Below are 14,031 nucleotides of genomic sequence, written 5' to 3'. Positions count from 1 at the left end.
TTGTTTTGCGGTTTGCGAGTGTGACCACATTCAGAGGTTCCCACATGCAGAGGTTCCCACAACTTGCGAGTGAGAGCCACATTCCACACGCGTGCCGCATTCAGTGAACTAGCCACCGTTTTCCGCTAGCCACTGTTTGCGCGCGTCGCATTGCGCAACAAGTTTTAGCGAGAATCGCACTGCAAGCTTGCGAGTCAGTTACGTCTTGCGACTAGCCGGCTAGCAGGATTGCGTGCAAATGTTTTCATCAGCATCGCCACCTTTCGCTACGTCGCCTTAAAGCGCGAAGCTTTTTGGCAGTTTTGCAGATAAAATCTTTAATCAGTGTCTTACGCAGCAACGCATCAAGCATCGCGCGCCCCCACTTGGTTTGCTCAAGGAAGAACCCAGCCGCCATCACGCCCGTGCCAATCACAGCAAACGCACCAAGCAGCACATTCCAGTTCATTCCGCCGGTCTTTGGCAGAGCGAATTTAGGCGGATCGATCACGTTCACGTCGAAGGAAATTCTGTTCCAATCAACCGCAGACTTTAATCCTGTAAGCTGAACCTTTTGCATATCTGTAGACGAATACTTTTTATCAGCACTAAGCCCAGCATCAACAGTGTTATTAAACACCGTTAGTGCATTCGGCTTCAACGCAAACACAGCGCACGTGTAATTTCCAGCCTTTTGAGGTACGCCAGCAATATCGTCTTCACTGCGAGACACAGCGCTTTCTATGCTGTTCGGATCTTTATTCTTCGTGAATCCATACAGCAAGTTAGCTATGCAATTATTACTGTTCTCACTGCAAGACTTTCGCTGATCAGCAGTTGCAAAAGTCCACGGCTTTACACTTTCGCCATAATTCTGGTTCAGGTGCATATTGAGCGTATCGTCAAGCCCGCGACTCCACTTTTCCTCGCCTTGCTTAGTGCACATCATGCGCAATGAAATATTGCTACGATCCTTCAAGCTCCACGCGAGCACATACGGGTTCTTAGTAAGGCTCGTGCCGCTCATAACAGTAAGAGAATGACCTCCACCAAGAGTGTCAACAGGATCAGCATCTTGAGACCTTAGCAATGTCATCTTAAGATCCTTGTCGGCACCACTGCCCAAACCTGAAACCGTAACTTTCGCATACACAGGATTGCCGTTGTTTCCGGAATCCGACTCTTCCGAAGTGGAGCCATCCGGATAATGGATGACAATCTCTTTAAAGTACGATTTAGGCGCAACAGATTGATCTGGATGGAAGGTCACTTTGCCGTAACGCGTGCCGTCATCCTTGGCACTGTGCTTGCCACTCTTTTGTTTGGTAGGATCGTCAGGCTTATTGCTTTGCTCACCGGTGTTACCAGCAGCGGAAGCCCAATACGACCAGTCTAAAGACACACTCTTGCCCTTAGTACCGTAATCATTTACCTCAAAGCCGTTCGCAGAATCCTTAAACTCAAACCAAGTGCCATCCGGCAGCGCGCCAGCCTTCACAGCATCCTGGTATTCATTCGCACCGTTAGCGCTCTTAACGCTTTGAGGCACAGCATTCTCAACCTTTTGACCAGCCGTAACGTTCACATCAACGTACTTCGGGTTGTAGAAGTGGTTTTCGTTGTGAATCTTAATTGGTATTGGGCGCTTCGCATAGTCAATGCCTTCAACCGCGTTTTTGCTGCCGTTATCACCATCAAGTTTCCACTTGAAGTTTTGCAACGGATCAGTGTTATTCTTACTTGCATCTTTGTTGAGTTTTGCTACAGCTGCATCGAATCTATCAAGCAAATTATTGGTATCGTCCTTAAACTGCTTTTGCTTAATCGCATACACTACGCACTCGTAGTCACCAGATTCGTTAGCCTTGCCTTTAATCCATCCACGAGTACGCTCAGTTGTGTCGCGTGAGTTACCATTCGTAATGTAATCGTCATACAGCTGCCTATCAGGGTGGCACTGTCTGCTATCCTTCTCGCAGTCTTTCTGCTGTTGCGCATTCTCTGTATGCTCCCAAATTTTAACTTCCTGCATCGTAATGCCGGCAATACCGCCCGACTGGTAGTGAGACTTAGTGCCGTCTGAATTGATCTTATAGCAGATTGTGCGCAAATTGATTTTTCCAGGCTTATACACGGACCAAGAATCAAGCCAACGAGTCGTCTGTTTAGAAGCACTTAACTCCTCGCCCTTAGTGAGTTTGATTGTAGTATTAGACCAGTTGCCACTACCTTCTTTATCGCCAACATTCAAGTGCAAATTATCAGGAGTCTCATCATGTGATCGAGTAACCTTCACACTCGCATAAATAGGCTTGCCGTTGTTTCCAGAATCTGAATCTGTTGATTTAGAACCGTCCGGATAATGCACTATAACCTGCGTTTGGTCAGGAGCAACAGGGAACCACCTGTGCGGTCGGAACGTAACCTTACCAAACTGACCCGTGCCATTTTTAGCTGAATCACCAGAGTCAGCTTTATTGTCTTGACCATCCTCAAAGAATGCATAACTTAAACCATTCTTTTCAAACCAAGTGCCGTCCGGCAAGTCGCCTTCTTTCACATCGTCTTGCGACTTATCAGCACCGTTAGCATTCTTCTTGCTTTGAGGCAGCCCAGTGGCTTGTTTGGTACCAGCCTCCATAGTTATAGGCTCATACTTAGGGTTGTAGTAGTGCGCGTCCGAGTGCACGTGAATTGGGAATTTCACAGAGTCCCAATCGATGTGCCTTTGAGTGGCATATTCAGGATGATCTTGACTACCCTGCTTATCCGTTAAGACTGACTTACTGATAACATCTTCAAACTTGCGGTCACCAGGGTTCTTTACAAACTCCTTTACAGCATTATCAAACTTAGTTTGCAAAGCACCATGCGCATTACCTTTACCCTCAAGGTCTTTAATAGCGTACACAGTGCACACAAAGTCGCCATTTTCTTTTACCTTGCCGTACAGCCAGCCCCACGTGCGCTCTGTAGTATCACGTTCATTACCATAAAGATATTTATTACGATCGCACTTACTATCATTGGCTTTACACTCTTTCCTCTGCTGTTCATTAGCTCGCGTCCACTGAGATGGATTCTTATCGGTAAACTCACCGCCTTCAATATTGCCTTTTCGACCAGCAAGTTTCAGACCATTAACACCATCAACCTCATAGCTTTTAGGTTCAGGTTTACCAGTTTGTGGATTCTTTTTGTAGCAAAGCATGCGCTGGTAAATTTTTCCCTGCTTAGCACTCGACCAGGAGTCAAAGAACATTGGCTTATACGTATCGCTAGGCTTGTCGCCTAAAGTATCACCTTTACGGAAACGCATACCGCTTTTATCGTTGTCCTCAATTTTCCTTCCGCCACCATGTTGGGAATAAACATTGAGTTTTAAATCATTTTTTTGAATATCTTGATTAGTTACTTCCACTGGAGCGTATACAGGTTTGCCAAGATTACCAGAATCCGGATCTTCAGAAGTGGAACCGTCCGGATAATGCACGATTACAGGAGCGTAATATTCTTCGTTAATCTTAACAATCTTGTTTGGAGAAAAAGTGACTTTGCCATACATCTCTTCGGAAGTAGCATCTTCAGGCTTGTTCTCTCCTGATTTCTTGTTACTTTGCTTACCATCAAACTTAAACCAGTCACGAACTTTATTTTTATCGTTAGGATACCCTCTTAACTCAAACCAAGTGCCTTTTGGCAACCTTGTGCCTTCATCAACAAGATCATTTTGACTCTTGTCGTCGCCCTTCACGCCGTTAGAACCACGATGGCTTACTGGAACAGCCGATTGTTTAGAATTACCAGCCTTCACATATATCTTATCGTATTTAGGGTTATAATAATGCGCGTCAGAGTGAACCTTAATTGGCACAGTCCTAGATGTATAGTCAATGCCTTCTCTTAACTCACTGAAGGTATCCGAACTAATGATATTAGTAGAAGAACCTTCTTCCTTTCCAATATTCTTATTCTTTTTCTCAGCATCCTCAAATTTCTTCAAAGCCTTAGGCTTCAAAGCATATACAGTGCACTGATAATTACCAGTCTTTACTGGCTTTCCGGTGATACTACCACGCGTACGCTCCATGGTATTGCCAGTGCTATCAAATAATTTGTTTGCTACACAACCCTGACCATTTCGACACTTTTCCTGTTCCTCATCAGTAGCATGAGGCCACGGTTTTTCGCCATTTATTTTTATTCCATTAATACCGTCAAGATAAAACTTAATATTCGTAGGACTTGTAGTATCAGCACACACAGAGCGAATCTTAATATCGCCAGGCTCCTGCACTGACCAAGAATCTATCCATGGCTGTGGATTAACATCACGATTCTTGCGGAATACGAATCCATTGTTGTAGTTAATCTCTTGACCATTTTGGTTCCTAGCAATATGGAGCTGCAAGTCACCAGTACCAGGATCATGACGCTTTAAATTTACCTTCGCATAAACAGGATTACCTTTAGTAATAGAATCTTCATCTGTAGATTTTGATCCATCAGGATATGTAACTATTACTGGTGTCTTATAAGGATCATTTGGCTTGCTTGCAGTAAGCCACTTGTTAGGGTAAAAATATACAGAACCAGTCTTAGTATCTTGTGGTTGAATTGCAGACCACGATAAAGGATCTATTCCATGATTGTACTTTCCTATTGCAAAAGTAGTACCTTCAGGTAAAGGACCCTTTATAGATCCATACGATCCATCACTGGTAGGTCTATCAGAAAAATCCTGAGTACCAGCATACATATCCTTTGTTACATACACTGGGTTGTACAACTGCGACATCTTCTTAACTTTGAAAACGACCTTTTTAGATACACTAACCTGTGATTTCTTGCAGTTATAGAAAGATGGATCAGGATAATTTATACCTATATTAAAGGTTACAGTCTTACCCGCATCCTGCTTCCTAGGTTTGTATATGACCTCACCAGTGAATTCATTGAGGTATACATCACCATCCTGCATATTGTTACTACTCCACACACGCCGGACTCCGTCAGGTAGTTTTTGATTAGTAAACACATATGCTATGCCATTTTGTGGTATATCTTCTGTTTTATAGTCCTTAGGGTTTGTAGGCTTCGGATTTTTATCCTTATTGTATTCGAAATGACCTTTTACAGAATCACCAACCCACTTACCGGTATACATAAATGGTTTTTGCGAATAAGGTTTACCATAAACAGCGTTATAATCTTTGCCGTCATCGAATCTACCAAACGCACCTTTCGGCTCTGGATACCGTAGTTCATCCCAAGAATCAGGATTCGTGTTATGAGCGTGCTCCCATAAATCAGGGAAACCATCGCCATCTGTATCATAAGGACCCATGATCGCAAACTTGTGCTTATCACTATCATCCGATCTAAATCCTGCAATGAATGGAAGGTTTTCTGGAACAGTTACAGAATCATCAAGATAAGCAGAAACTATCCATCGATACGCAGTTACGGTATCACCGTTCTCTCGAGAAATCAACACACGAGAAAAATCTCCGTGTTCTTTCCATTTTTTAACTTCACAAGTATCAAATTGATCTTTAAATTGATCCTTCGGATCTTTACCTCGTCCAAGGTTTCCTAAAGACAAATCCCAATCATGCTGAAATTTCGGACCATCAGCGTAAGTATATGTCCATCTGGTCCAACCTGCATTAAATTCTCCTGGATTCTTCTCATCTCCCTGTAACGACCAGTTAAAATTAGTTTGACCAGGCAATAAACTTCGTTTTGTATATTCACGATAAACATGAACACTAGAGTCATCAATACCCCTCGGAAGATATACGTAGATGTAGCTTCTACCATCCCAAGCCTGACCATCAGATTTCTGATTTCCAATATTTTCAGCAGCGAATTGCGATGAGCCCATTCTTTTAAGTGCTAAGCTATTGGCATTAAAAGTTACTTTCCAAGTTATCTTTCTCCTGATACGACCATTATCATTAACAGTCTCTATTTCAGGATATGAAAGATCAATATCTCTCTGAGCGTCACCAACCCAATAACCATTATGAGTGAAAAAACCGTTACCTGATTTATCCCACCAAGCCTGATCAGCTTTCGCATTATGTGCCGGCGGCACTATGAGCATGGTTACTATGGTGGCGGCTGATACGAGCATTGCGAAGAGCGCGCGACGAAGAGTGTGAGATGGGCGTGCTGCGCGAGCGATGGTGACGCTGCCGGAAGTGGCTGCGTTGCTGGAAGTGACTGCATTGTCGAAAGAAGTGCTGGCAGCGCCGAAAGTATTGGCATTGCTGGAAGAAATAACTGCGGTGCTGGAAGTACGAACGGCGTCGTTAGCGCTGGTCTTACGCCAGACCAAAGCGCGCGACGCAAGACGACCCACGCGTGATGCGAATCCACGGAACTTTGCTGGTAACATTTTCTCGCCTTCCTGGTCCTCAACCGCGCACAAGCCGCAGTATATCCCAAATTCCAACTCTCTAATCTTTAAGACTTCACGTACTCAACCTGCATACGATGCCAATGCTTAGCGTACTAAAACCTTGTACGCATACTACTGCAAATGCCATAGACAGAGCTAACCACAGGTAGTCAGTATAACATATCTGTATGCCCTATATGCAAGCATGGTTGCTGAAAAGCCTCTAATATTTATACCCCCCCCCCATGAAGGATTTCAAGCAAAACACGTGTTATATTCGTGCATATAAAAAATTTCTATAATTCGCGAATATCGCTAAAAAATCTACTGCAAAACGCATTTATAATGAATAATTTCCGACGACAAAACGCAAAAATCGCGTCTTCGGCGTGTCTAAAAACCGACCACTTTCCCAACCCAAAGTACTACATGTTGTTATAATGCACGCATCGCACCGCTATATACTGTGCTGGTATATACTGTGCTGGTATATGCTGTGTGTATTGTGTGCTGTGTACTTCGCTGCTGTATCCCATGTGAGATTCGTCACTATATGCCGTGCTGCTATATGCTTCGTCTCTATATATACTGTGTGCTTCGTCGCTATATGCCGTGCTGCTATATATACTGTGCAGCACTCAAACATGTCATCGCGTCAGAAAGAAAATCCGGCAGAAACTTTACACACGTGCGCAGTTTATGCCGCTTCCCAGCCAGATTCCGGCAGAAACTTTACAGCGGTGTAAAATAAAGGTCGTCTACGCACCAAAATCCGGCAGAAACTTTACAGCCGTGCGCAGTTTATGCTGCTTCCCAGCCAGATTCCGGCAGAAACTTTACGCACATGTACAGAAAAAGTCGTTTCCGCGCCAAAAAACGGCAAAAGCTTTACAGCTATGTAAAGAAACGGTCGTTTGCGCACCTTAATCCGGCAAAAACTTTACGCGAGTGCAGACAGAAAGCGCGAGCAGAAGTGCGGAGCCGGAAGAAACGGCAGAAACTGTGCAGCCGTGCGCAGTTTATGCCGCATACGCACGCACACAAAACACAACCGAATTCACAATGAACCACCACACAAACCTGCCCTGCCTTCGTCTTTATTGACGAAGGCAGACCTCGCTTGCATTGAAAGCACACCGTGCTTTCAACTTTGAGCAAGCTCAGCGCTCCGAATTACCTTTGCGCGCTACGCTTTAAGCGCAAAGGTAGGTCGTCGCGCACAAACGTAAACAGCCTCATCTGCCGTCCCATAATCTATAACCACATACCTATCGTGATACTTTCTGCCAGCAGTCTTAAACTTCAAATCAACACCAGGATAATCGCTTACAAAATCTCCCAACATGCTTTCCGTAAGCATATTCTTGCTCCTAGAATTATCACTAAAAACTACTATTCCCACCCCTTCACCAGCAAAACGTAATAGTTCCAAAGTTTTAAGACCAATATAATTATCAACAACGTAAATGCTTTTCTTAGCTGACTCATATATTTTGCAATACGCAAGATCCGCTTCTATTTTATTGCCGTCCATAAGAAGAAAATGTTTATACGAATCTGGATTAATAAAATTATCCATTACCTTATTAAAATCTTCCTTCGTTGCCATTTGAGATTTTATTTCCGCTATATCTTTAGTATTCTGATTCGTTTGAATCGCAAGCTTAGCTAATTCCTTCGCGCCAATAAAATCCTTATTTTCAACAATATAATCCTTCATTTGCTTAAAGGTTCTAATAAGCGCTTTCGACTGAATTATGGCAAGTTCGCCTCTTAACACAGTCATGAGCATATAAATACCTTGCTCCATAAAAGCATATGGAAGCTTTCTGCGACCACCCCAACTTGATGTAGAATTTTTCGACATCAAGTTTTTGAACTCATCAGCAGTTAGCTGAAACATAAAGTCATCATCAAACTTTTCTATGTTATTTTTTACCTGCTCGTTGAATCTTGCCGTAGTATACCCATAAATTTCAGCAAGCTCAAAATCAAGCATAACTTTTTGATTGCGAATGTTATAGATCTTCTCTTTTATCGTTTTAGCATCTATAAGCGCTTTAGATGGCACACTTCTAGCGTCCGCGATAATTAAATTTTTATTCTGCTCTACCATAAAACCCCTCCTAAAAAATGTACGTAAAACCTAGCGCAGTGCAACAAAAACGTAACTTCTAACACAAGACCCATAAATCACAAGCAACACTGCAAAATCACAGAAACAAATCACAGAAACAAATCACTAAGTTACTAAAATCACGCAAATCACATATAAACGCATCGTTTAAACGCATCAGCGCATATACAACTATTCTACAAAACAGTGCAGGAAAAGCAACGAGTAGACAGGCACGACCGAAACGACTCAACCGCGCGCAGTTTATGTCGCCTACGCGCACCAAAAAGCGGCAGAAACTTTACGCGCGTGTACAGAAAAAGTCGTTTGCGCGGCAAAAAAAAAATCGGGGCAGACGCGCTCTCGCACATCCGCCCCCCCAAAAACCTAAGGTTTTCAAGCGTTTTCAATTCTATCTTTCACATATCCGACTGTCAATAACAGTACAAATAAGGGTCTGCTACGCGCGATAAAACGGCAGAAACTTTACAGCCGTGTAAAGAAAAAGTCGGCTACGCGGCAAAAAGCGACAGAAACTGTGCAGCCGCGTAAAATAAATGTCGCGAAATGACGGAATTGCGACAGAAACTGTGCAGCCGCGCGCTACGCTCCAAGCGAAAAGGCAGGTCGTGTCGCTCGCGCGGATTAGCCGCGTTCACGTCCTCGCTTGCGTTGAAAGCACACCGTGCTTTCAACCCTAAGCAAGCTCGGCGCTCCGAGTTGCTTTCGCGCGCTAAATCGCAGCGCTCAGGCAGGTCGTCGCGCGCTAAAATCATCAATAATTGCTTGCATAATTAATGATATTTACGTTACATTATATAGAATTATTGTATACTTATATGAGAGTATGAGAAAAAGTACAAAATTCACCATAGACATAGGAGTCAAAATGACTACAGCAACAACAGATATAGTAAACGTAAACTTTCGAGCAAAGAAAGAAGACAAACTCAACGCGGAACGAGTTTGCAAAGAGCTCGGAATCTCTATGAGCGCCGCGCTGAACGTGTTTATTAAAACTATTGGTCGCGAAAAGAGGATACCGCTAGATTTTTCGCTAGATCCGTTTTACGAACCGTCAAATCAAGCATATTTGAAATCGCAGATTGACGGCGTGAGAAATGGAACCATCAAGCTCGAAGAGCACAATCTAATAATGAATTAGGACGTATGGTTCAAACAATGAGAAAGATTGCTTGGACTCCAGATGCCTGGAACGACTATCTCTATTGGGAAAGCGATAATAAGACTCGCAAAAAGCTCAACAATATTATTAAAGAGATTATGCGGAATCCAATAGACGGAAAAGGTAAGCCTGAACCACTCAAAGGAAACTATTCTGGCTGCTGGAGTAGACGAGTAAACGATAAGGATAGAATCGTTTACTCATTTACAGATGACTCGATTATAATCTACGCCTGCAGAGGCCACTACGACGATAAGTAGGGAAAGTAGGGAAAGTAGAAAATCAAAAGTGGGCTTAATGGGGTTCGAACCCACGACCTTCTGCTCCGGAGGCAGACGCTCTATCCACTGAGCTACAAGCCCGCAACTCGAGAAAGTATACACGCTAGTGAGGATGCGCTGACGACCTGCTTGAGCGCAGCACAGCGCGCGCGAAAGTAACTCGGAGCACCAAGCTTGCTCAGGGTTGAAAGCACAGTGTGCTTTCAACGCAAGCGAGGTCTGCCTGCGGCTTTATTACGAAGGCAGGGCAGGTTAGTATGGTTGTGCTTTAAAAACTAGATTGTGACTGGGGATGCGAAGCAAAAAGCGGCAGAAACTTTACAGCGGTGTAAAGGAAAGGTCGGCTACGCACGAAAAAACGGCAGAAACTGTGCAGCCATGTAAAATAAATGTCGCCTACGCGCCAAAAAACGGCAGAAATTTTACAGGCACGCACAGTTTATGCCGCCTGTGCAGCAAAAAACGGCAGAAACCTTACAGGAGCGCGCAGTTTATGCCGCCTGCGCACGCAATCGCGCACGCAGCCATCACGCGCCACCGAGGAAGGCAAAGGTGCCAAAGTAAAGCGCAGCCGCAACAGCAACCGACGGCACAATCGCGCACACAGCAAAAATCCACCAGTCGCGCGCACGCACACGACTCACCCTAGCGTGCGAACGCGCACCAACTCCCCCAAAACCGCGCGCTTCCATAGCAGTGGCGAGCGTCGTCGAACGTCGAATCGAAAGCACAAGCAGCGCAAACGACTGCGGGAAGAACGCCCTCACGCGATGCTCATCACCCAAACCGCGCGAACGCCTCGACGCAGTCAGTGCCGCCCAATCATCCTGCAGCACGCCAAACAGCCTAATTCCAGCCAAACCGCCGTACACGAATCGATCCGGCAAATGCAACACCTGGCTGAAAGCATCTGCCAAATCCGTAGCATCAAGCCCAATCACCATCACAATCGACGGCACGCCAATCGCCAAAATCCTAAGCGAAGTTGCAACAGCCAGCATAGCCGAACGATCCGTAGCATGCATCAGCCACCACTGGAACCAAGTATTTCCGCCACTTTTGCCGTATAGTAACACAGTGAGCGCGGAAGTCGGCGCGCCCACCCACACAGGCCACGAAAGGCGAATCACACGCCATGGCGGAAGCTTAATGCACGCAAAAATCACAAATTCCAGCAGCAACGCAACCGAAGCAGAAACGCAATCAAGCGTAAAAAGTAGCGGAATCGAAGCCGCGAACGCTCCAAAAATGCGAAATACTGGATTAATTGACGCAAGAAGTGGCGATTTGCTGGAAAGTTTCGCTTCCTCGTCGCGATTGTTTACTGCGCTCACTTTGATGCGCGAAATGTCGGTTGCGCCGGTAGTTGCGGAAAGCGCTTCGGTAGATTTTGCTTCAGCAGCACTCATTTCAGCAGCACTCATTTCAGCAGCTTCAGCTTTCGCATCCGGCACAAGCTCAACCAAGCGCGCACCCAACACCTCAACCAGCTCACGGTCGTGCGTCACCACAATAATGCTCACACCCTCGCTACGAAGGCTTGCAATCAAGCGAATAATTTGCAACCAAGTTTTGCGGTCCTGCCCAAAAGTCGGCTCGTCCAAAATCAGCACACGCGGAGCCGCAGCAAGCGACGCTGCCACAGTCAGACGACGCTTTTCACCTCCCGAAAGCGTGTACGGATTCGCCTTCGCGTAACGAGCCAGACGGAATCGCTTCAGCAACTCCTGAGCCTTCGCGCGCGCCTCATCCGCCGAAACACCCGTGCGAAGCGGCCCCAACATAACCTCATCCAACACCGAACCACACGCAAACTGATGCTCCGGATTCTGAAAAACGTACGAAATGCGCTTCGCCAAATCAGGCGACTTCCACTTCATTGGATCCGTACCATTCGCGCCTTGAGCAAGAGCATCACTCGCCACAACCTCGCCGCTTACTGCCGGCAAAAGACCAGCCAAAGTGAGCGAAAGCGTTGATTTTCCAGCACCGTTCGCGCCGACCAAAGCCGTAATCTGCCCGGCTTTAAACTCAAGATTGATGTGACGCGCAATCGGCTCGCTATTATGGCTGATTGCGAGGTCCTTCGTGGAAAGTAGCACTTCTCCGTAGCCTTCCGCTAGATTGCAGTTTTCGTAATATTTTTCAGAAGATTCTGCATTTGCGGAAGAATTACTTATGGAAGATTCATTTACAGAAGATTTTACGTTTTTCTTGTAGCGCTCCGGAAGCCAAATACCCAGATCCTCAAAGTCCAAATCAGTGCGATTAAACACCTCGTCTGGCGTGCCGTCCGCCACAATCACCGTGCGCGAAGAAGCCGCGCGCGCAATATCGTCGTCGTGAACGGTTTCGCTATGAACGGTTTCGTTGTTCGCAGCTTTTCCGTTCGCAGCTTCATCATTCTCAAGCCCAAGCACAACCACGCGGTCAATCATGTCAATCCACGGCTCCGCGTGATGCTCCACAAGCACCATCGTGGCATGCGTCGAATCCAAAACCGCGCGCACAGCACCAACAATCTGCTGCGTGCCATCCGGATCCAAATTCGCAGTCGGCTCGTCCAAAAGCAGCACACTCGGCTGCATAGCGAGCGCGCCAGCAAGCGCCAAACGCTGCATCTGACCGCCACTTAAATGCGAAGTTGAGCGATGCAATTGCAAGCCATCCAACCCAACTTCTTTAAGACTTTTGCGCACGCGATCCCAAATCTCGCCGCGCGGAACGTTCATATTTTCCGGACCAAACGCAACGTTATCCCCCAAACGCTGGAAAATCGCCTGTGCATCCGGATCTTGCAAAACCAAACCAACACGACCGCGCGCACGTCGAACCGGCACGCCGTCAACCAAAACGCAACCCTCGCTCACACCACCATCGGCATCTTCGACGAGAGTGGTTTGCTGGGATTTTGCGCTATCTTCGCTATTTTCTACGCTATCTTTTGCGCTATTTTTCGCCACAAAATCATTGCCAATAAGACCTGCCGCACCACTTAAAATCGTGGATTTACCGATGCCTGACGCACCAAGCAGCAACACGCGCTGCCCCGCCTTAATCGTGAGGTCCAACCCGCGCACAGCAAAAGCGCGACGGGAAGCATGACGATAACCCCAATGCTCAAAACGAAGCTCAGCATTATTAGCTTTATTAGCGTTATTAGCGCTGCTGTCACTATTGCAATCGCTCGAAGCTGATGGAAGGAAAGTTTCAGATTCTTGCGATTTAACAGCATCAGGCATAGTAAATCCTTTATGGCAATGATAGATTTTAATTTTTGCGAATACGTTATTCGCTATTTTTCGCGTATTTCGCGACCGGACGCAAACTGATCCAACGCGCCGGTCTTAGCGATTCCCACATACAAGAACCACATTAAAACACCAGCAAACACAATTCCGGAAACCACTGTGCTGGCGAAGTATGGAAGACCATACTTGCCAAATACGCTAACAGCCTGCAACTTACCGAGGAAGGTGTAACCCCAGCAACCAATGCCAGTCAATGCGCCGGAAAGAATCATTGTGTTCAAATTCCACTTCTTGTAAGCGAAAATAATGAACGCAATTTCAGCAAACAGACCCTGAACCACTGCAATAGCGAAGGTTTCAGCACCACCCCACTGATTGCCCATCAAAGCTTCGAGCACGCCAGCTACGACTTCAGCGTAAATAGCAGCACCCGGCTTACGCACGATTACTGCGGCCAAAGGAGCAGCGAAGAGCCAAAGACCGTTAATAAGACCTGCAAAACCTGGAAGAATGCTGTTTAGCGCAGTCCATGGAACCTCACTAAAAATGGCAACAACCCAATAAATAAAAGCAGAAACAACGCCAATTACGGAAGCAACTGCGATGTCTGCAACACGCCACTGCATGTTGGACTGATAATTTTCTTCTGACATAAAAATGTGCCTTTCTTGTTACGTGTTGCAATGCGTTACATTGTGCGCAATGCAATATTTTGCGTTACATGTGTACATTACGATGCTGTGCGTCAAACGCGTTACATTGCGATGCGTTACATGCAATACTTTGCGTTACAAAGAAACCTTGCAACACCT

At 45.8% G+C, this 14,031-nt stretch carries 6 protein-coding genes and 1 tRNA gene; 2 read left to right on the top strand and 5 right to left on the bottom strand.

The annotated features are described in order from the left end of the window. Positions 1-247 precede the first annotated feature (247 nt). The gene (locus DOD25_RS00955; RefSeq protein WP_112928533.1) at positions 248-6,382 is read right to left on the bottom strand and encodes a Rib/alpha-like domain-containing protein; all 6,135 of its coding nucleotides are present in this window, start codon (positions 6,380-6,382) and stop codon (positions 248-250) included. A 1,189-nt stretch (positions 6,383-7,571) separates the two neighbouring features. Further along, positions 7,572-8,501, bottom strand: a complete 930-nt coding sequence (locus DOD25_RS00950; protein WP_112928532.1) for an ORF6N domain-containing protein — start codon at positions 8,499-8,501, stop codon at positions 7,572-7,574. Between the two features lie 889 nt (positions 8,502-9,390). Between DOD25_RS00950 and DOD25_RS00940 the strand changes: the two genes are divergently transcribed. Both DOD25_RS00940 and DOD25_RS00935 read left to right on the top strand, forming a co-directional pair. Further along, positions 9,391-9,666, top strand: a complete 276-nt coding sequence (locus DOD25_RS00940) for a type II toxin-antitoxin system RelB/DinJ family antitoxin (RefSeq protein WP_004105185.1) — start codon at positions 9,391-9,393, stop codon at positions 9,664-9,666. Between the two features lie 17 nt (positions 9,667-9,683). Further along, on the top strand, positions 9,684-9,947 hold the full coding sequence (locus DOD25_RS00935; RefSeq protein WP_080550925.1) for a Txe/YoeB family addiction module toxin: 264 nt from the start codon (positions 9,684-9,686) through the stop codon (positions 9,945-9,947). A gap of 29 nt (positions 9,948-9,976) precedes the next feature. Here the strand turns inward: DOD25_RS00935 and DOD25_RS00930 are convergent. From DOD25_RS00930 to DOD25_RS00920, 3 genes are all read right to left on the bottom strand, one after another. After that, positions 9,977-10,049 (bottom strand) — tRNA-Arg (locus DOD25_RS00930). Positions 10,050-10,495: 446 nt separating this feature from the next. Further along, a complete protein-coding gene (locus DOD25_RS00925; protein ID WP_112928530.1) occupies positions 10,496-13,210 on the bottom strand; it encodes an ATP-binding cassette domain-containing protein in 2,715 nt (904 codons plus the stop codon). 53 nt (positions 13,211-13,263) lie between these two features. Beyond that, positions 13,264-13,872, bottom strand: a complete 609-nt coding sequence (locus DOD25_RS00920) for an ECF transporter S component (protein ID WP_004105192.1) — start codon at positions 13,870-13,872, stop codon at positions 13,264-13,266. Positions 13,873-14,031: the final 159 nt, after the last annotated feature.

Origin of the sequence: Gardnerella leopoldii, from assembly GCF_003293675.1 — a bacterium.
Classification (GTDB): domain Bacteria; phylum Actinomycetota; class Actinomycetes; order Actinomycetales; family Bifidobacteriaceae; genus Bifidobacterium; species Bifidobacterium leopoldii.
The sequence above is the reverse complement of the archived record's forward strand: the minus strand, read 5'-3'. Positions and strand labels throughout refer to the sequence as shown.